This is a genomic window from Clostridium boliviensis (assembly GCF_033342255.1).
Taxonomy (GTDB): domain Bacteria; phylum Bacillota; class Clostridia; order Lachnospirales; family Lachnospiraceae; genus Lacrimispora; species Lacrimispora boliviensis.
Map to the genome: position 1 here is coordinate 339,662 of NZ_JAWONS010000240.1, position 20,491 is coordinate 360,152.

General features: G+C 42.7%; 15 protein-coding genes. 1 reads left to right on the forward strand and 14 read right to left on the reverse strand.

All coding sequences use genetic code 11. From position 1 onward, the window contains the following. Window positions 1–3: 3 nt before the first annotated feature. The 4 genes from RZO55_RS16360 to lgt all read right to left on the reverse strand — a co-directional run bounded on the left by RZO55_RS16360 (window position 4) and on the right by lgt (window position 4,536). Complete coding sequence (locus RZO55_RS16360; RefSeq protein WP_318065315.1) at window positions 4–1,608, reverse strand: response regulator transcription factor; 1,605 nt, start codon at window positions 1,606–1,608, stop codon at window positions 4–6. Between the two features lie 11 nt (window positions 1,609–1,619). Then, a complete protein-coding gene (locus RZO55_RS16365; RefSeq protein WP_318065316.1) occupies window positions 1,620–3,386 on the reverse strand; it encodes a cache domain-containing sensor histidine kinase in 1,767 nt (588 codons plus the stop codon). A gap of 117 nt (window positions 3,387–3,503) precedes the next feature. Further along, window positions 3,504–3,656 carry a Spo0E family sporulation regulatory protein-aspartic acid phosphatase gene (locus tag RZO55_RS16370; protein ID WP_185140375.1) on the reverse strand — a complete coding sequence of 51 codons (153 nt, stop codon included), beginning with the start codon at window positions 3,654–3,656 and terminating at the stop codon, window positions 3,504–3,506. Between the two features lies 1 nt (window position 3,657). After that, entirely contained in the window at window positions 3,658–4,536 is an 879-nt protein-coding gene (lgt, locus tag RZO55_RS16375; RefSeq protein ID WP_318065317.1) for a prolipoprotein diacylglyceryl transferase, read from the reverse strand. Window positions 4,537–4,742: 206 nt separating this feature from the next. Here lgt and ychF point away from each other — a divergent pair, with 206 nt between their 5' ends. Beyond that, the gene (gene ychF / locus RZO55_RS16380) at window positions 4,743–5,840 is read left to right on the forward strand and encodes a redox-regulated ATPase YchF (RefSeq protein ID WP_318065318.1); all 1,098 of its coding nucleotides are present in this window, start codon (window positions 4,743–4,745) and stop codon (window positions 5,838–5,840) included. A gap of 154 nt (window positions 5,841–5,994) precedes the next feature. Here ychF and RZO55_RS16385 read toward each other — a convergent pair whose 3' ends face one another. The 10 genes from RZO55_RS16385 to RZO55_RS16430 form a co-directional block, all read right to left on the reverse strand. Then, window positions 5,995–6,840 carry a 2-oxoacid:ferredoxin oxidoreductase subunit beta gene (locus RZO55_RS16385; RefSeq protein ID WP_318065319.1) on the reverse strand — a complete coding sequence of 282 codons (846 nt, stop codon included), beginning with the start codon at window positions 6,838–6,840 and terminating at the stop codon, window positions 5,995–5,997. Beyond that, entirely contained in the window at window positions 6,841–8,508 is a 1,668-nt protein-coding gene (locus RZO55_RS16390) for a 2-oxoacid:acceptor oxidoreductase subunit alpha (protein ID WP_318065320.1), read from the reverse strand. It abuts the gene before it with no gap. A gap of 207 nt (window positions 8,509–8,715) precedes the next feature. Continuing rightward, window positions 8,716–10,203 (reverse strand): glutamate synthase subunit beta, encoded by a 1,488-nt coding sequence (locus RZO55_RS16395; protein ID WP_318065321.1) that lies wholly within the window; start codon window positions 10,201–10,203, stop codon window positions 8,716–8,718. A gap of 12 nt (window positions 10,204–10,215) precedes the next feature. Continuing rightward, entirely contained in the window at window positions 10,216–14,775 is a 4,560-nt protein-coding gene (gltB, locus tag RZO55_RS16400; protein WP_318065322.1) for a glutamate synthase large subunit, read from the reverse strand. 393 nt (window positions 14,776–15,168) lie between these two features. Beyond that, window positions 15,169–15,435: an HPr family phosphocarrier protein gene (locus RZO55_RS16405; RefSeq protein ID WP_097006169.1), complete on the reverse strand. Its 267-nt coding sequence runs from the start codon at window positions 15,433–15,435 to the stop codon at window positions 15,169–15,171. Between the two features lie 121 nt (window positions 15,436–15,556). After that, entirely contained in the window at window positions 15,557–16,192 is a 636-nt protein-coding gene (locus RZO55_RS16410) for an epoxyqueuosine reductase QueH (protein WP_318065323.1), read from the reverse strand. Between the two features lie 73 nt (window positions 16,193–16,265). Further along, entirely contained in the window at window positions 16,266–17,405 is a 1,140-nt protein-coding gene (gene rpoD, locus RZO55_RS16415) for an RNA polymerase sigma factor RpoD (protein ID WP_318065324.1), read from the reverse strand. A 111-nt stretch (window positions 17,406–17,516) separates the two neighbouring features. After that, on the reverse strand, window positions 17,517–18,413 hold the full coding sequence (locus tag RZO55_RS16420; protein WP_318065325.1) for a diacylglycerol/lipid kinase family protein: 897 nt from the start codon (window positions 18,411–18,413) through the stop codon (window positions 17,517–17,519). Between the two features lie 5 nt (window positions 18,414–18,418). After that, the gene (gene mutY, locus RZO55_RS16425; protein ID WP_318065326.1) at window positions 18,419–19,513 is read right to left on the reverse strand and encodes an A/G-specific adenine glycosylase; all 1,095 of its coding nucleotides are present in this window, start codon (window positions 19,511–19,513) and stop codon (window positions 18,419–18,421) included. Then, window positions 19,513–20,490: a biotin--[acetyl-CoA-carboxylase] ligase gene (locus tag RZO55_RS16430; protein ID WP_318065327.1), complete on the reverse strand. Its 978-nt coding sequence runs from the start codon at window positions 20,488–20,490 to the stop codon at window positions 19,513–19,515. Before RZO55_RS16430 ends, mutY begins: the two co-directional genes overlap by 1 nt. Window position 20,491: the final 1 nt, after the last annotated feature.

The window sequence follows — 20,491 nt, forward strand, 5'->3', positions numbered from 1 at the left end:
TCATTATTTACGGTGGGCTTTGCGGTACTCCAACGGAGTCAGGCCAGTTGTCTTTTTAAAGACACGGAAGAAATACTGGCTGTCCTCATAGCCCACCTCTTTGGATATATCTGCAATACTCTTTCCAGAATTCACCAGATAATCACAGGCTTTATTCAGGCGCAGCTCTTTGATATAATTTACCGTTGTCTGCCCTGTCTCCCGTTTGAATATAGTAGAATAGTAATTGGGACTTAAGGAATACTTTTCAGCCAGTTCATTGACTGAAATATCCCTGTTGTAATTATCCCTGATGTATTTGATGCTTAATTTAATTTTATTTTTTGCATTCCCATCCGGATCGGCATCTGCGCTCATACAGTCCATAATCAGAAGGTAAAGATGTCTGCGCAAATCCTCCAGCGATTGAAAGGAGGATAAAAACTCCGGCTTCATAACCAGTTTCTCAATCTTTTCCGGATCAATGGCTGCTGAACTGGAAAGGCTTAATATCATATTTGTTATTCTGGTCCAGAGGATCCGCACATAGGAAGTATTGTATTTCTTTATATTCTCATCTGAAAATATATCCTGTATCATAACTTCAATATGCTCTGCATCATGCCGTTCAATATACCTGCGCAGCATATTCAGTTCCGATACCGGAATCTGGTCCGCAGACAAAATTCTGATATCATCAAAAAAATACAGATTGGAATTCCCATGGATTACTCTTTGCATAAGGCTTTCCCTCGCCTCTTCGGCACCGTTTTTTACAGTTTCCATAAGAGCTGTACTGACACCGACTGTAAGGGAGACATGAAGCTTTTTACGCATTACATTTAAAAATATAGTCAGAAGTCTTTCTGTCTCAAGGCGAAGCTGGTTTTTGTTTTTATGACTGGTCAACGCATAAAGCTGGTTTTTGTTGCTTAAATTACTTACAATTAACTTGCCGCAAGAGGAGGAAAGCTCCATAAATACATTTTTGATGGAAAACTGGATTAAATCAATATCTTTGCATTCGAAATAATTCTGTTCATAGCTGACTCCGTCAATATGTATCATGCTCACCATCACATAGCGGTTAAGAAGAGGAAACTTCTGATACACAGTGGTTTCGGCAGTACTGCCGCTGCCAGAGGTTTCCTGGCTTAGAAGCAGGTCATTCATTGTCTTTTCAAAGAGATAGGTACGATTTTCCTCCATGGAGCGGATTCCCTTTCGTATCATCTGCTTATCCTTCTTCTTTTCATCAATACGTTCTGCCACATCTTCCACCGCTTTTTTCAGGGCATCATTGGATATGGGCTTTAAAAGATAGGCCGTTACCCCTAGCCGGATCGCCTTTTCCGCATACTCAAATTCCGCGTAGCCGCTTATAATAATAAACTGGATATCAGGTAAAAATAATTTTACTGTGCGAATCAGGGTCAACCCATCCATATCCGCCATACGGATATCTGTAATTACAATATCAACCGGTTGATTTTTAAGTATTTCAATTGCCGCAAGTCCGCTTTCTGCCTCATACATTGCCACAGGTTTCAGATTCAAATACTGAAGTCTGGCAATCATCCCCTGTCTGATTAAGTCCTCATCATCTACAATTAAAACCCTTTTATCCATTTATGCCCCTCCTATTGCATGAAAGGCAGACATATGGTGAAAATGCTGCCCTTATTTTCCCCGCTTTCAATGGTGATTCCATATTCCTCTCCATAAGTAAGCTTAATCCTTTGATTTACATTCTGTATCCCGATGCTCTGCTTTTTTCGCTCCTCATTGCCCCTGATTTCTATATGATCCCTGATCTCCTCCACCATTTCCTCTGACATACCGATTCCATCATCTGCAATCTTTATCATCAGAAAATCATCTTCCTGATAGATGGATATTTCTAATGTTCCAGGCTTCTCCATGACACTCAGCCCGTGAACAATGGCATTTTCTACAATGGGCTGTAAAATAAACCTTAAAACCAGATTTTTCTCCAGCCCTGGCTCCACATTGTAATACGCTTCAAATTTATTCCCAAAACGGGTTTTTTGTATGTAAATATAATTTTGAGTATGGGATAACTCCTGTTTCACAGTTACAAATTCCCCATAATTTCTGCCCAGACTGTACCGGAAATTCTCACCCAGCTTTTCGCAGAGATCACAGATAAGAAAAACTCCGTTTACAGCAGCAATTGAGCTTATGGTTTCCAGGGTATTATATAAAAAATGAGGATTGATCTGAAGCTGAAGATTTCGGACCTGGCTTTCCTTATTTTCCAGCTGCTGAACGTAATTTTTCTTAATCAGCCGGTCTAATTTTAAAAGCATCTGATTAAACTGCTTATCAAGAACAGCGATTTCGTCACTTCCCTTTATCTCCTCATTAATGGTGAGATCTCCTGTTTCCGCTACTTTTATCTTATCAATTAATCTGGATACCCGCCTGGCAAAGCTTCTGGTAAATAAAAATGCAGTGAGTGCAATGACCAACATAACCAAAACGATTACGGGTAAAATGGAATTTTGTATTTCCAGCTTTTTACGGTCCAGCTGGCTGTTGTTAAACAGAAAAATCAGCTTCAGTCCATAATAATCCTCAAAACTGGTACCAATCATGGTATCTTTCCCATATTTTCTCTTATCCTTCAGCTCCTCAAAAGATTGTTCCTGTATGATGCCATTGTACGATGGATTGGAAGAATATACAATCTGATTTTGCCTGTCCAGTACAATGACGTCATAGGCATAAGAATAATCTTCTCCAATTGCCGGTTCAAACAGCTTTTTCGTATATAAATCCAGCTTGACAAATCCCACATAATTGCTCTTATAACTGTTTACATCAACATCGATAATGTTTTTAATCAGTGACAGCACCTTACTTCTCTTACCATCTCCCGTGGAATAAATAAAATAATACTGGCTGGCCGCTTCTTTGCTTAAATACCAGATTTCCCTGCTGGCCTCTGTGATCATTGCAACTCTGGTACCATATATTTTTGTTTCCAGGTTGTTTGAATAAATCATACAATTCCGGACTTCATATCCATCCAGATGAAAGGATTTATTTACCTCTATGCTGACATCATTCCCCAAAATATAGGGGTTTTTGTCCTTTGTTCTTCCCTGGAGAGTGTTTAAAACAATGGTATTATTTGACAACTGCTTTAAACTGTACTGATACTGGTCTAATTTACCCTCTAGAGACGTTGTGTACTGTGCAACCAGCTGATTATGGGATGCCATCAGCTCCTCTGTTATCATATCACCGATCTTTCGAAGCATCAGTGAGCTGATAAAGACAATGGGAACAATGCTGACGACAGCTGTAAAAGTAACCAGCTGGGTAAAAATGGTGCCGGAATGAAATATGTGTCGAATGACGCTTTTAAGCCTGTTTTTCATATTCTACCTCATTTAATTGATGAAAAGCTATAAGCCAAAAAAGAACAGGATATGTATCTCTACACATTCTGTTCTCCAAAAACACTCGATTTAGAACAATTGCTTTCGTTTCGTTTTTTAATACCCTGCTTCAATATATTGTTCAATTAATTTATCCAACTCCACACTTCTAAGATAAATCACTTCTCCGTCTTCGTGGTCAATGCTTTTATTTAATCTTTCCCTTGCTACTTCGATATTCTGTATTAACTCTTCTTTTGACATTATCATATCATGTTTCTCCTTTGCTCTTTATTCGTATCTGTCTGTGTTTGCAGAAGAGCACAAGAGTAGATATCACTACCAAAATCAATGACAGCGCCTGAGACACCGGTATGCCAGTACTAAAAAAGATCAGTTGATCCGTACGGAGTCCTTCGATCCATACTCGTCCCAATCCATAGCCCAGCAGGTAGATCAGAAGCATTTCCCCATCGAATTTTTTTCGTTTCCGATACCAAAGCATAAATATCAAAACGCATAAATTCCAGACCGATTCATAAAGAAACGTGGGATGTACCTGAATAAACTCCACGCCGTCTTTTACAATCAAATGGTTTAATAACTCCTTAGATATCATATTCTCATTAACAAGCGCCCTTCTGATTCTCATAGCAAACAGGCCGTCTGTATATCCGCCAAAAGCCTCGCAATTAAAGAAGTTTCCCCATCTTCCTATAATTTGCCCGGTTATCAGACCTAAGCAACCAGTATCCGCCAAAGAAAAGAAGGAAAGTTTCTTCACTCTGGTGTAAACCGTAAGGGTAATGACAGCTCCAATGACGCCACCGTAGATTGCCAGCCCCCCTGCCCTGGTATTGAATATCTGAAGCAGATCATCCTTATAATTGGCCCAGTCAAAAATTACATAATAAATCCTGGCTCCCATAATAGAAAAAATGATTGCATACAGTGCAAAATCCAGATAAATATCCGGGTCCTGCCCTCTGCGCTTTGCATCGCCTGCTGCAACCCAAAGACCTGTTAAGATTCCAATCCCTATGATAATACCGTAAAATGCAATGCGGAATCCAAATATCGAGATACTGTTTTGCAAATGGTCAATGGTAATTCCTAAATGCACAAAACTAATATCTGCCGTATTTGCCATTCGTCTTCTCCTTTCGATGTTTTCTTTATTTTACCCCGCTAAAACACAAAAATCAAACATATTCGCCCGACATATTCAACTATATTTCGACATAGGCTTCGTTCTTTTTGTTTTTCTCTTTTAATTTTGTGGATAATATGATATTCTATATTAGTTGTAGATAAAAATCAACCATGAATATAAACAATATTAGGAAGGTATTTGATATGAAATTAGGTATTGTCGGCTTGCCGAACGTAGGGAAAAGCACTCTGTTTAATTCACTCACAAAGGCCGGGGCAGAATCTGCCAACTATCCTTTCTGTACCATTGATCCAAATGTAGGAGTTGTTCCTGTTCCGGATGTACGTTTAGGACAACTGGCTGCATTGTATGATTCCGCCAAAATCACACCTGCTGTCATTGAATTCGTAGACATCGCAGGTCTTGTTAAAGGGGCTTCCAAGGGTGAAGGTCTGGGAAACCAGTTTCTTTCCAACATCCGCGAGGTAGATGCCATCGTTCATGTGGTACGCTGCTTTGAAGATCCCAATGTCATTCACGTAGACGGTAGCGTAGATCCGCTTAGGGATATTGAGACCATTGATCTGGAACTTATCTTCTCTGATTTAGAGATTCTGGACCGCAGAATTTCTAAAACATCCAAAGGTGCCATGAATGATAAGTCCCTTGCAAAGGAATTAACCATTTTAAAGAAAATCAAAGCACACTTAGAAGATGGCAAACTTGCCAGAAGTATGGAAGCAGACGATGAAGATGAGGCAGCATTTTTGTCCACTCTTAATCTTCTTACTTATAAACCGGTTATCTTTGCCGCCAATGTCTGTGAGGACGACCTTGCCGATGATGGAGCTTCCAATGCTTATGTAGAAAAGGTCCGTTCCTTTGCAAAAGAAAATAACAGTGAAGTTTTTGTTATCTGTGCTCAGATCGAACAGGAAATTGCAGAGCTGGAAGAAGATGAGAAAAAGATGTTTCTGGAAGACTTAGGACTTACCGAATCCGGTCTTGAGAAACTGATCGCAGCCAGCTACCACTTACTTGGTCTGATCAGCTACTTAACAGCCGGACCAACAGAAACCAGAGCATGGACCATAAAAGAAGGAACAAAGGCACCGGGTGCAGCAGGAAAGATACACACCGATTTTGAACGTGGTTTTATCCGTGCGGAGGTAGTCCATTATCAGGATCTGCTGGACTGCAAGACCTACAACGCTGCTAAGGAAAAAGGCCTGGTACGATTAGAGGGTAAAGAATATGTAGTAAAAGACGGAGATGTAATTTTATTCCGTTTTAATGTATAATATTATTCTGCCGCCGGTTACATAGCCGGCGGTATTTTTGTGCAGATTTTGATAATTTTTGTCAAAAGGCTTATCCAACAGATTTAAAATTTTAAAGGAGCCGTTGCAAACGGCTCCTTTATATTATTGTTGTTATGTATGAAAAAGTTTCATTTTATATAAAGCTGTTAATGAGTTCCCTAAGAACGCCAGCCTCTGTATTTTGTTCAATCAGCGGATGTCCGTCTTTTAAAATTCTGTTTTTTCTGTGAAACTCTGTTTTTTCTTCCCTATATAGTATTCCAGTGGGGATTTTCTCATCTACTTCCATAGACATTCTAATGGCTTCCAGCCGGTTCGTCGGATCATAGTCCTCTGGAAGAGGCGTCGCCATATTTTTATAATAAGCGAAGGTATTGATTTTGTTAAAGGTGATACAAGGCTGCAGGATATCCACAAACGCATATCCCGGATAAAGAATTGCCTCCTTCATAATGTTTACCAGCTGTTTTAAATCCCCGCTGAAACCTCTTGCAACAAATCCGGCACCAGAAGCAATGGCCAGAAGTACTGGATTCAAAGGCGTATTTATGTTGCCTTCAGTCTGAACTCCAGTTACAAATCCTTCCCCGCTGGTAGGGGATGCCTGCCCTTTAGTCAGACCATATATCTGGTTATCATGAACAAAATGGGCGATATTTACATTCCTTCTTATGTTGTGAATAAAATGGTTTCCGCCCTCGCCGTAAGAGTCTCCGTCTCCGGAATTTACTATAACAGTAAGCTCTTCGTTGGCTATTTTAGCAGCAACTGCAGCCGGAAGCGCTCTTCCATGAAGCCCGCAGAAGCTGTTTACATTTAAATACTGAGGTGTTTTTGCCGCCTGACCGATTCCTCCAACCAGCAGAACTTTATCTGGTTCTATTCCCAGTTCCTCCAATGCGATTTTTAAGCTGTTTAATATTGAAAAGTTTCCGCATCCCGGACACCAGGCTGTTTCATTAGTTGTGAATTTATCCATCTACCTGCAACCTCCTTCCAGCACTTTCTTTACAATTTCCTCCCCGGACATCTGTCTGCCGTCGTATTTTAAAATGCTTTTATTGCATGAGATCCCCGTCTGCTCCCTTATAAGGGACGCCAGTTGACCTGTGGCATTTTGTTCCACGTTGATTAACATCCTATTTTTTGCATAAAGGTTTAGTTTTTTCTGAGGGAGAGGGTAAATATCTCCAAACACCAGAGCTCCATATTTTTTATCCCCTTTTTTATTCAGCAGGGATACTGCTTCCCTGATAGGTCCCCACATAGAGCCCCAACCCAGAAGAAGGATTTCGCACTGCTCCTCCCCCATAAAATCCGGCTCTGCCAGTTCCTGTATGAGGCCATTTAATTTTCTCATCCGCTTGTCCATCATCTGATTCCTGACTTCTGCAGATTCAGTTATATAACCTCTCTCATCATGCTCATCACTGTCTGCAGCCACAAGGTGGCTGGTCCGCCCTGGGATCAACCTGGGAGAGATGCCATCTTCAGTAATCTTGTAACGAAGATATTCACCGTCCGCTTCACTCGCATTGCTGACTCGTTTAAGCCCCGATATATCAAAGGGCTTTACACAGGCCGTGGCATCTCCAAGATACTGATCGCTCAGGAGTATTACGGGAATCTGGTATTTTTCAGCCAGATTCAGTGCCCGGAACGTTTGATAAAACGCATCCCCATGATTTTTTAAAGCAATGACCAGCCTGGGGAATTCCCCTTGTGATGCAGAAATTACGAATTTCAGATCACTTTGCTCTGTCCGGGTAGGAAGCCCTGTTGCAGGGCCGGGCCGCTGAACATCCACAGCCACCAGCGGAATCTCTGCAATACCGGAAAACCCCAGTGCTTCTACCTTCAGGCTAAAGCCGCCTCCGCTGGTCCCTGTCATTGCCCTTGCACCAGCATAGGAAGCACCCAGAGCCATATTCACCGCTGCGATCTCATCTTCCGCCTGCTCCACCACAATTCCTGCCTTCTGTCCTACAGAAGCCAGATATTCCAAAACAGCGGTAGAAGGAGACATCGGATAGGCGGAATAAAACCGAAGACCTCCGGCCACCGCACCAAGTCCCAGGGCTTCACTGCCCGAAATCAGCATGTAATCCTTAAATCCGCCCTCCAGATGGCTAAATTTCGCTTCAACGGCATCATACCCTGCCTGGGCTGCCTTTCTATTGATTTCAATAATCTCTTTCTTCATGACTTCTGCAATGACATCCGCTGCATATGTAAACAGTTCTCCAAATAATTTCAATACGGCACCTGCTGCAACACTGCCGGACACCTTCCCGTTCCCCAATTCTTTTGCTATTTTATTCATGGGGATCTGAATAACCCTGGAATCCCCATCGGAATAAGCAAAGCTGCTGTCACACAGAATAAATCCTTTGTCCGTCAGCTTTTTCTTATGTAAATCGATGGTCTCCTGATTTAATGCGATGATTCCATCCAATTCTTCGCTATGTGAAGTTATTATCTCCGTTCCAAAACGCAGAAGGGAAAAATTATGTCCACCCCGCACCCGGGACATGAAATCTCTGGTTGTATAGATATAATAGCCGGAGTGCTTCAGCAGTTTTTCCAGAAATGCAACTGTGGTATCAATTCCTTGCCCGGCAGCGCCGCCAATCAAAATATTATACATAGGCTTTCCTCCTTTTTTGTATTTTGACTAATTATAACGTATTATTATATTTTCAATATTAATGTTTATATTTTATATTTATTGTCAATTTATAAGCTTTCAAAACAATTTAATGATAAATTATATCAATAGCATCTCCGTCAACGCGGTTTATGACGGGCTGCTCAAAAAAAGGAAGAGAGACAATAGTTGTCTCTCTTCCTTATCCTATACCAGATTTGTATAGCCCATCAGGCTGATGTCCACCTCTTTTGCAACTTCACGGCCTTCCCTGATTGCCCAAACCACAAGGGACTGGCCTCTATGCATATCTCCTGCCACAAAAACCTTATCCACATTGGTTTTATATCTGCCCGCTTCTGTTTCTACATTGCTTCTGCCGTTTAACTTTACGCCAAATGCATCTGCCACATAATTTTGTGCTCCCAAGAAACCAGCTGCAATAAGAACCAGATCAGCCGGAATTTCTTTTTCACTGCCGGCTACCGGCACCATGCTCATCCTTCCGGTCTTCTCATCCTTTTTCGGCTCCAGGCTCATGATCACAGCCTTCACCAGTTTCCCTGACTTATCCTTTATAAATTCTTTCACTGTAGTCTGATACATCCTTGGGTCTTTACCGAATACAGTAATTGCTTCCTCCTGGCCGTAATCCGTTTTCAAAACCTTCGGCCATTCCGGCCAGGTATTATCCTCCGCTCTTGTTTGCGGAAGCTTCGGCATCATCTCAAGCTGTGTAACAGAGGCACAGCCATGGCGGAGGGAGGTTCCTACACAATCGTTTCCTGTATCTCCTCCTCCAATAACAATCACATGTTTGCCCTTGGCTGATATATACTGATTATCTTTTAAATCTGAATTTAAAAGGCTCTTTGTCGTTGATTTTAAGAAATCCACCGCAAAGTATACTCCCTGTGCATCTCTTCCCGGAACATTTAAGTCTCTTGGATTGGAGGCTCCGCAGGAAAGAATAATGCGGTCATAATCCTTTAAAAGATCTTTTGCTTTGTAATTCTTTCCCACATCGGCGCCGGTGAGGAAAACAACGCCTTCTTCCTTCATGATATCGACCTTCCGGTCAATCACATGCTTCTCCAGCTTCATATTGGGAATTCCATACATAAGGAGTCCGCCCACACGGTCTTCCCGCTCCAGGACAGTTACACTGTGTCCTCTTTTATTTAACTGGTCAGCTGCTGCCAGACCGGCAGGACCTGACCCGATTACTGCAACCTTTTTTCCTGTACGGATTTTAGGAGGCCTGGGACCGGCAATTCCGGAGGTGTAGGCACGCTCAACGATAGCATACTCATTCTCCTTAATAGCAACCGGATCACCATTTAACCCGCAGGTACATGCCGCTTCACAGGGAGCCGGACATACCCTTGCTGTAAATTCCGGAAAGCTGTTGGTCTTTTTCAAACGGTTATATGCCTGCTGCCATGTACCGGTATAGACAAGATCATTCCATTCCGGTATCAGATTGTTTAAGGGACAGCCGGAAACCATTCCATTTAAAATAACTCCCGACTGGCAAAATGGCACACCGCAGTCCATGCACCTGGCCCCCTGGCATTTCTGTTCCTTTTCAGAAAGGGGCAGATGAAACTCGTTATAATCCTTTAAACGGGTTTTGGGATCTACCGCTTTTCCTGTTTCTCTGTTATATTCTAAAAATCCTGTTGGCTTACCCATATTGGCTCCTCCTTACTTCTTTGTGTTGGCATAAAATGCTTCAATCTGCGCCTGTTCACTGCTTAAACCCTTTTCTTCCATCTGAACAATGGTATTCATCATGCGCCTGTAATCATGAGGCATGATTTTCTTGAATTTAGGCAGATATTCTCCAAAGTTGTCGAGGATTTCCTTGCCCTTTGCGGAGTTGGTATAAGCCACATGCTCTTTAATCATATCCTTTAATTCCAAAACATCGTATTTATTGGTAATCTCTTCAAAAGAAACCATTTCTTTATTCAGGCGTTTGTATAAGTCTCTCTTTTCATCTAATACATAAGCAATTCCGCCGCTCATACCGGCTGCGAAGTTCTTGCCTGTGGATCCTAATACCACCACGCGTCCGCCAGTCATGTATTCGCATCCGTGGTCACCCACGCCTTCTACCACTGCAGTTGCACCGGAGTTTCGAACGCAGAAACGTTCTCCTGCCACACCGCAGATAAAGGCTTTTCCGCTGGTCGCACCGTACAGGGCCACATTACCAATAACAATATTCTCTTCCGCTTTGAATTTAACACCCTGAGGCGGATAAACCACCAGCTTTCCGCCGGAGAGACCCTTACCAAAGTAATCGTTGCTGTCACCCACCAGTTCCAGAGTCAGTCCCTTAGGGATAAAAGCGCCAAAGCTTTGACCGCCGCTTCCGGTACAGTTAATTGTAAAGGTATCTTCCGCAAGTCCTTCCGGATACAGTCTGGTTATCTCTGATCCGAATATGGTTCCAAGAGCACGGTCCGTATTAGAAACATCAATCTGAAGCCCCTTCTTCTGACCTGCGCTAAGTGCCTGCTTTAACTTCTTTAATATAACTTTCTCATCAATGGTTTTATCCAGCTGGAAATCATATACCACCTTCTTGTCGTATCCTGCTAATTTATCTTTGCCATATGGATTTCCAAGAATTGCGGAAAAATCTACTTTCTTCGCTCTTTCGTTGGCAATTTGATCCTTCTTCTTTAAGAGATCTGTTCTTCCAACCATCTCATCCACCGTTCGGATGCCCAGTTTCGCCATATATTCCCGAAGTTCTCTTGCAATAAAATACATGAAATTGACTACATACTCCGGTTTACCTTTAAAGCGTTTGCGAAGTTCCGGGTTCTGAGTGGCAACACCAACCGGACAAGTATCTAAGTTGCAGACTCTCATCATGACGCAGCCCAGTGTAACAAGAGGTGCAGTTGCAAAGCCGAATTCTTCCGCTCCCAGCATACATGCAATCGCCACATCCCGTCCAGTCATCAGCTTTCCATCTGTTTCAAGAATCACCTTATCACGAAGTCCGTTCATGATCAGTGTCTGATGGGCTTCTGCCACACCAAGCTCCCACGGAAGTCCTGCATTATAAATGGAGTTTCTGGGGGCAGCTCCGGTTCCACCGTCAAAGGAGGAAATTAAAATCACCTGAGCTCCTGCTTTTGCAACACCGGCAGCTACAGTACCGACTCCTGCTTCTGAAACCAGCTTTACAGAAATTCTGGCACTGGTATTGGAATTTTTCAAATCATAAATGAGCTGAGCCAGATCCTCGATAGAATAGATATCATGATGAGGCGGCGGAGAGATTAATCCCACTCCGGTTGTTGAGTGTCTTGTTTTCGCAACCCATGGATATACCTTCTTACCCGGAAGATGTCCGCCTTCACCAGGCTTTGCTCCCTGCGCCATTTTAATCTGAATTTCTTTTGCACTTACTAAGTATCTGGAAGTTACGCCAAAACGTCCGGAAGCCACCTGCTTGATGGCAGAACACCGGTTTAATCCATCCTGTCCTGCTGTGAGACGTTCCAGGCTTTCTCCGCCCTCTCCGCTGTTTGATTTACCGTGAATGCGGTTCATTGCAATTGCCAGGGCTTCGTGAGCCTCTTGTGAGATAGAACCATAAGACATTGCACCTGTCTTAAAGCGTTTTACAATAGACTCCACACTTTCCACTTCTTCTAATGGAATTTCCTTGTTCTTCTCATAATCAAAATCCAAAAGGCTTCTTAGATTCACCATCTGCCCTTCCTCATTAAGCGCATGGGTGTATTCTTTAAATGTCTCATAGCTTCCTGTTCTGGTTGCCTGCTGAAGCATATGAATGGTGCGGGGATTGTAAAGGTGCTCTTCCTGTCCGGCTCTTTCCTTATGGCTTCCCACACTGTCTAAAGTTAAATCCACATCCAGACCAAGAGGATCAAATGCAGCGGAATGGAGAGTGTCCACATCATTGGCAATATCTTCCAGCGTAACGCCCTCTACCCTGCTCACTGTATCTGTAAAATACGTATCAACTACTTTCTTTGAGATACCAATGGCTTCAAAAATCTGGGCCCCCTGATAGGACTGAACGGTAGAAATTCCCATTTTAGAGGCAATTTTAACAATACCATGTAAAACGGCCGAATTGTAATCTTCCACTGCCGCATAATAATCTTTATCAAGCATTCCATTATCAATTAAATTGTGAATGGATTCCTGAGCCAGATATGGATTGACCGCACATGCTCCATATCCTAATAGTGTGGCAAAATGATGAACTTCTCTTGGTTCTCCGCTCTCTAAGATGAGCGCAACAGAGGTTCTTTTCTTTGTTTTTACTAAATGCTGCTGAAGAGCAGAAACAGCTAACAGGGACGGAATCGGCACATGGTTTTCATCAATGTCCCTGTCTGATAAGATGATGATGTTGGCCCCATCCCGGTGTGCTCTGTCCGCCTCTAAAAACAGCCTGTCAATTGCCTTTTCAAGTGACGTATTCTTATAGTAAGTAATCGGAATCACTTCTACCTTAAAGCCAGGTCTCTTCATGTGTTTGATCCTCAGCAGATCGGTACAGGTCAGAATCGGATTGTTTACTTTTAAGATCTTGCAGTTTTCTGCCTCTTCTTTTAATATATTCCCTTCTTCTCCTACATAAACGGTAGTTGAAGTTACGATTTCCTCACGAATGGAATCAATGGGCGGATTGGTTACCTGGGCAAACAGCTGTTTAAAATAGTTAAAAAGAGGCTGGTGCTTCTTGCTTAATACCGCCAGCGGACTATCCGCCCCCATGGCTGAGACGGCTTCTGCTCCGCTTAATGCCATAGGTAAAATCATGGTCTTGTACTCTTCATAAGTATATCCATAGGTCTTCTGCATTCTTGCACGGTCCACCTTGCTTAAAGACGGTACCCCTTTATTAGGAATCGGAAGATCCTTTAATTCGATTAAATTGGAATCAAGCCATTCGCCGTAAGGCTCTCTCTGCGCATAAGATTCCTTTAATTCCTCATCACTGATCAGGCAGCCCCTTACCGTATCAATCAGAAGCATCTTACCCGGACGGAGACGCTCCTTCTTTACCACGTGGCTCTGTTCAATATCAATGGCTCCTACCTCAGATGCCAGAATCATATGATCGTCATCGGTAATATAGTATCTGGAAGGTCTGAGACCGTTACGGTCTAAGACTGCGCCTACCAGATCTCCGTCACTGAATACGATGGAAGCAGGACCGTCCCATGGCTCCATCATGGTAGCATAGTAACGGTAGAAGTCCCTGATTTCCTGAGGCATGGATTTATCATGCTCCCAGGGAGCAGGAATAGTTACCATAACTGCCAGGGGCAGATCCATACCGCTCATCATCATAAATTCCAGTGCATTGTCAAGCATGGCTGAGTCAGAGCCTTCCTGATTAATAATAGGAAGAACTTTATGCATGTCGCTGCTGAAAAATTCTGACTCCATATTTTCTTCCCTTGCCATCATCTTATCCACGTTCCCGCGAATGGTATTGATTTCGCCGTTATGTACAATCAGGCGGTTGGGATGGGCTCTCATCCAGCTTGGATTGGTGTTGGTGCTGAAACGGGAATGAACCACTGCAATGGCTGATTCATAATCTTTATCCTGAAGGTCTGTAAAAAACTGTCTTAACTCCTTCACCAGGAACATTCCCTTATATACAATGGTTCTGCTGCTTAAAGATACCACGTATGTGTTATCGTTGCTCTGCTCAAATATCCGTCTGGATACATAAAGCTTCCTGTCAAAATCCAGCCCTTTGTCCACATCTGCAGGCTTCTTCACAAATGCCTGTGCAATATAAGGCATACGCTCTACTGCCTTTGCACCAATCAGTTCCGGATGAATCGGTACATCTCTCCAGCCCAGAAATTCTATGCCCTCTTTTTGTACTATAATTTCAAACATCTTTTTTGCCTGATTTCTGGCAAGTTCGTCCTGAGGAAAGAAGAACATTCCGACTCCGTATTCTCTTTCATCTCCAAGCCCGATGTTTAACGGTCTGGTCACTTTCTTAAAAAACTTATGAGAGATCTGAAGCATGATACCAACACCATCACCAGTCTTCCCATCTGCATCTTTTCCTGCTCTGTGCTCTAAGTTTTCCACGATATGGAGAGCCTGCTCCACAGTCTTATGGGTCTTTATCCCTTTCATATTTGCCACTGCACCAATACCGCAGTTGTCATGCTCGAAACGGGCATCGTAAAGCCCAGGAGTTACTGTTTTATTAGGGGATTGTAAACTCTTATCCATAATCTCTTCCTTTCCTGACTGCGCCTCCGCTTTGAGGTGCTAAAGTGTAACAGTAATTTTAGTTGATAATACTACATTTTTCGCAGTTTGTAAATGTGTTTTATTTTTAAATTGTCAGATTATTAGACAATTAATCATTTATAATTATTTAGTCTGTCTTTAGTACGATTGTATTTATATTTTTTCATTAAAATTATACAATTACAGTTTACATTTCCTATAGTGGTATAAATTACTAATTTTTTAAAGGATTGACTTATTTTTATTAAGTCTGGCTCTTAAAATATTCTTAAAACAGTTTGTAAAATAAACTAAATTCCGCACAAAAAAAGCCCCGGAATCATCGATCCTGGGACTTTTTCAATTGAATTCTATACGATAAACAGAGACGGATTACATCTCGCCAAGACCGCTTTCAATTGCTTCAGTCATGGTCTTCATAGCTGTCTCTTCATCTTCGCCATCGCAGATTACTTTAATCTCAGCGCCGCACTTGATTCCTGCTGCCATAACGTTTAATACGCTCTTAGCAACGATCCTCTTCTCGCCGTATTCAATAATTATATCAGATTTAAATTTCATAGCTGTCTGAGACAGAACGCCTGCCGGTCTTAAATGAAGTCCGGATGGATTAACTACAGTCAGTGATTTTGATAACATAATGTTCACTCCTTTATCCTCAAATTTTTATACTCCACGCTGTTAATTCTATTACAATATCCAATTTGTGTCAAGACAAACCCGGCATGTCTTTCATATAATTTCCAAAGTAAGTCTGCAGTCAGCAGGACGATTCTTTTGTCTGCTTTTCCCTTTGTGAAAATACACAGCCACAATAATCCTGTCTGTAAAGATTATGTTCCTTTGACAGTTCCACAGAACGCTTATACCCGTTTTTCTTTTTAAAATCAGACGGCAGGTAAGAAATCCGGTATTCCTTTCCCAGCTTTTCACCAATCCCGTTCAGCTTATCTGCATTTTTAAGGGGACTTATGGACAATGTTGTTGTAAAATAATCAAATTTGCCTGCCTGGGCGACCTTCGCTGCCTCCTGGAGGCGGAGCTCATAGCAGCGGAAACACCTTGACCCGCCTTCCGGCTCCTTTTCATAACCTTCTACAATCCGGTAAAACTCCTCCGGTTCATATACTCCAGTCTGCAATGTAACCGGATGCTCAAATTTCATTTCATTAATGAGACGCTCCTGTTCCTCCACACGCCGGATATATTCTAAAGGAGGGTAAATGTTGGGATTGTAAAAATAAACAGTAATTTCAAAATATTGGGACAAATATTCCAATACATAGCTGCTGCACGGGGCACAACAGCTGTGTATTAACAGTTTGGGAACTTTTTTCTGTTCCTGTAATCCTTCGATGATCTGGTCCAATTCCTTCTGATAATTCCTTGGGTTCATGGTGTCTCCTCCCTGCCGTCTTCAGAAATGACAAAAAGGCGCAGACAGGAATCAGCCGCGCCTTTTATATGTCTTATAAGAAATCTCTGATTCGCTTGCTGCGAACTGGATTTCTCAGCTTTCTAAGTGCTTTCGCCTCAATCTGCCTGATACGTTCGCGGGTAACATTAAACTCTTTGCCCACTTCTTCCAATGTACGCGGATGTCCGTCTTCTAAGCCGAACCTCAGAACAATTACCTGACGCTCTCTTTCTTTTAGATCACCTAAAAGTGCGTCGATATGTTCTCTTAACATTACAGATTCTACGTTACCTTCCGGTGTCACCACATTATTATCAGCCACAAAATCGCCTAGGTTGGAATCATCTTCTTCACCAATAGGAGTCTCTAAAGATGCAGGCTCTCTGGCAATCTGCATAATCTCCATCACCTTGTCCTCAGTCATGTCAAGTGCTTCTGCAAGCTCTGCCACAGAAGGCTCATAGCCTAGTTCAAGGGTGAGTTTTCTCTGCATTTTGGACATCTTATTAATTGTCTCCACCATATGCACCGGAACCCGAATCGTTCTTGCCTGATCTGCTAAAGCACGGGTTACAGACTGACGAATCCACCAAGTAGCATATGTACTTAATTTATAGCCTTTGGTATAATCAAATTTTTCAACACCCTTAATAAGACCTAAATTTCCCTCCTGTACCAGATCCAGGAAACTCATTCCACGGCCTGTGTAACGTTTTGCAATGCTGACAACAAGACGCAGATTAGCCTCGATCAGACGCTCCTTGGCATCACCGTCACCATCCGCTTTTCTTTTGGCAAGACGCAGTTCTTCCTCTGCGTTTAAAAGCGGTACTGTGCCGATTTCTTTTAAATACATGCGGACAGGGTCTTCTGTGCCGATGCCTTCCAATAAATCAATGGCGTCTAAATCAATATCTTCTTCCTCTGTCTCCTTAAAACCGTCGTCCAGATCATCATCAAGAAGTAAGTCGTCTGAAATAAGCACATCATCAGTTATAGTGGAATCATCCATGACCGGGATCACGTCTACGCCGCGATTCTCCAGGTACGTATAAATCTGATCCATCTGCTCTGCAGTCAACTCTTCTCCCATAAAGAAGTTATTAATCTCTGTAACGTCCAAAGCACTATGCTTTGTCTTTGCAAGTTCGACAAGTTTCCCTAGCTTATCTAAAAAATTATCTTTTTCCACTTAATAACGTCCTTTCGCTAAGAAGTATACATAAAGCCCACACAACTTTTCATTATATACTACCGGAATCCATATTTCAACATATTTCTTCCTAAAGAAGCAGATTTGTTGTTATTTCGGCTGTTTTCTCATAATACGGATTTTTTTCTCCAGGTTTGTGATCGAAACTTCTCTTCTGGTACCACCGAATTCTCCGTCAAGCACCCAGTCTATTGGTTCATCAGAGATGAGTTTCAAGGACCGTGTCCGGAATTTATGGACGTATTCGTTGGGTTCTTCTTTCAAAAACATGTAATTAATGATATTTGTAAAATCAAGTGCAGTTTTTGGTGACCGTATTAAAAGGACTTCAAATTCGCCATCGTCAAGAGCCACATCCTGAGTGACAAGACCTTTAAATCCTCCCACACTGATGGTATTGGTTATCATCCCAAAGATGAATTCTCCTTCCAGCATGATCTCTTCACATTCAGCCCGCAGGGAATAAGATTTAATGGAGGCCAGGCTCTTCATGCCCTCAAGCATATAAGCCTGATGACCCAAAACGTTTTTCTTATCCTGAGAAGTCAGATAGGAAACCTCCGTAAATGCACCGAAAGCTGCAATATAGATAAAATATTTGTCCTCACAGAAACCTCCGATATCTATGGGGCAGGATACCCCGGAAACTGCTGCCTGTGCTGCTGTCAGCATATCCTTGGAGATTTTTAAGCTGGAGGCAAAATCGTTGGTGGAGCCAGCCGGAATATAACCAAGAACCGGCATTTGATTAAGCTTCAATAAACCACTGATGGTTTCATTTAAAGTTCCGTCACCACCGCTGCAAACCACCAGATCCTTATCCTGTCCATAGCGGTAAGCTGCCTCCATGGCATCTCCCTGTCTCTGTGTTACATGAACAGACAGCTCATAACCGGCTTTCGTAAAAATATCCAGAATATCCACCAGTTTATTTCTGATCTGGGCCTTTCCGGAACGGGGATTAAATATAAAAAGCATCTTTTTCATTATTATCACCTAATCAACTTTGTATACGCCTTAAATGCCCCAGGCAGGGAATAAGTTTTTTTTATTTCTTCCGGAGTGACCCATAGATAGTCTCCTTCCGGTAAATCGGTAAGTTCAACCCGATATCCAGTCATATGCCATTCCACATGACTGAATATATGTTTCGCCTCAGGTAGAGGTGTAATCACTGCCTCTTGAATGCCAAGAGCTCCCTTGATCAACTCCCGGGGTATACGACCGTCCAACCCCGGCAGCTCATAAAGTGAGGCAAGAAGTCCTGTGTTACTGCGTTTGCGGATTGCCACACGTCCATCCTTTGACAAGATTAAAATAGTTCTTTCTTCTGTTCTGCGCTCTTTTTTGGGAGCTTTCACCGGTATAATGCCGATAAGCCCGTTCTCTCTTGCAATGCACAGGGAGGCAAGAGGACAACTGCCGCACAATGGTGCGCCGTTTGGTAAACACACAATGGCTCCGGTCTCAATGAGTGCCTGATTGAATGAACCTGGATCTTTCTCTGGCATTACGCCTTTTATCAGTTCTTCCATGGCTTTCTTTACCGACTGTCTGGTTATATCCTCTCTGCTTCCAGTCAGTCTTGAGATCACCCTCAGCACATTGCCGTCTACTGCAGGAACCGGGATTCCAAAAGCAATGGAAGCAATGGCACCGGCTGTATAAGATCCGATACCAGGTAGTGTTTTAAGCTCCTCATAGGATGACGGAAGCGTTCCTTCATACTTCTCTATGAGAATCTGAGCCGCTTTTTTTAAATTCCTTGCCCTGCTGTAGTAGCCCAGCCCTTCCCAAAGCTTTAACAAACGATCCTCCGTCACTTCTGAAAGTGCCTGCACCCCGGGCAGCGCTTCCATAAAGCGGTCAAAATATGGTTTTACTGCTTCCACTCTCGTCTGCTGAAGCATGATTTCCGATATCCAGACGCTGTAAGGCTCCGGTTTTTCACGCCACGGAAGTATTCTTCTGTGTTCGTGATACCAGGACAGAAGGGGACGGGTGGCTGCCCTTAACCGTTCCTCCTTCTCCATACCCTGTCCGGCCGGTTCTAAAACCTGTAATTTATCATAAAGCGATTGTTTCATTACACATATCCATAAATTCCACGGACAGACACCTCTCCTGAAATTACATGTCTGACCTTTCCATCTGGCATCTCTACAAGAAGTTCACCCTGTTTATTAATTCCCAGAGCTTTCCCAATGTACTCACCTGAAGGATCAAGAATTCTTACTTCCTTTCCTGCATTGACCATATTTTTATTATAGACACTTATCAGCCGGGATAAATCACCCTGGCTGATAAATTCATCATAATAATGCTCAAATGCTTCTAATACAGCGGCAATCAACTGGCTCCTGACCACTTTTCCCCCTGTCTCAAGAAAAAGAGAAGTCGCTGCAGCACTCACTTCCTGTGGAAATTCTTCCAAATTGGCATTAATCCCAATACCAACAACCACATAATGAATTCCCTCCAGCTCTGCACTCATCTCTGTTAAAATTCCGCACAGCTTCTTACCGTTTGAGACAATATCGTTAGGCCACTTGATCACCGTAGACAGTCCTGTGACGTTCTCTATTCCGTCACGAACAGCCAATGCAGCTACCAGAGTCAGCATGGATGCCTTAGCCGGAAGAATATCCGGTCTTAATATAAGGCTCATAAATATATTCTTTCCCGGTGGAGAGACCCAGCTTCGGCCTCTCCTTCCTCTTCCTGCCTCCTGGGCATCTGCTGCCACAAGTGTCTCACTTCCGGCGCCTTCCTCTGCCAGACGCCTGGCTCTTAAATTCGTGGAATCAATGGAATCATGAAAATCCACGATTCTGCCGAAGCGTCCTCTTATGCAGCTTTCTATCTCTGTTTTCGTCATTATATCACAGGAATCGAGTAAATGGTATCCTTTATTTCGTACCGCTTCAATTTGATATCCTTCTTCCTGAAGCTGGCGGATCACCTTCCAGACTGCGGTCCTGGAAACATGAAAGCGCTGGCATAATTCCTGACCGGAAATATAGCCGCTGCTTTCCTTTAAGAGCTTTAAAATCTCGGTTTTCAAC

Coding starts and splice junctions, on each gene's coding strand:
- RZO55_RS16360 (WP_318065315.1), bottom strand. CDS start 1,608: ATGGATAAAAGGGTTTTAATTGTAGATGATGAGGACTTAATCAGACAG.
- RZO55_RS16410 (WP_318065323.1), bottom strand. CDS start 16,192: ATGAACCCAAGGAATTATCAGAAGGAATTGGACCAGATCATCGAAGGA.
- RZO55_RS16420 (WP_318065325.1), bottom strand. CDS start 18,413: ATGAAAAAGATGCTTTTTATATTTAATCCCCGTTCCGGAAAGGCCCAG.
- ychF (WP_318065318.1), top strand. CDS start 4,743: ATGAAATTAGGTATTGTCGGCTTGCCGAACGTAGGGAAAAGCACTCTG.
- RZO55_RS16365 (WP_318065316.1), bottom strand. CDS start 3,386: ATGAAAAACAGGCTTAAAAGCGTCATTCGACACATATTTCATTCCGGC.
- RZO55_RS16395 (WP_318065321.1), bottom strand. CDS start 10,203: ATGGGTAAGCCAACAGGATTTTTAGAATATAACAGAGAAACAGGAAAA.
- RZO55_RS16385 (WP_318065319.1), bottom strand. CDS start 6,840: ATGGATAAATTCACAACTAATGAAACAGCCTGGTGTCCGGGATGCGGA.
- RZO55_RS16405 (WP_097006169.1), bottom strand. CDS start 15,435: ATGTTATCAAAATCACTGACTGTAGTTAATCCATCCGGACTTCATTTA.
- RZO55_RS16370 (WP_185140375.1), bottom strand. CDS start 3,656: ATGATAATGTCAAAAGAAGAGTTAATACAGAATATCGAAGTAGCAAGG.
- mutY (WP_318065326.1), bottom strand. CDS start 19,513: ATGAAACAATCGCTTTATGATAAATTACAGGTTTTAGAACCGGCCGGA.
- RZO55_RS16390 (WP_318065320.1), bottom strand. CDS start 8,508: ATGTATAATATTTTGATTGGCGGCGCTGCCGGGCAAGGAATTGATACC.
- gltB (WP_318065322.1), bottom strand. CDS start 14,775: ATGGATAAGAGTTTACAATCCCCTAATAAAACAGTAACTCCTGGGCTT.
- lgt (WP_318065317.1), bottom strand. CDS start 4,536: ATGGCAAATACGGCAGATATTAGTTTTGTGCATTTAGGAATTACCATT.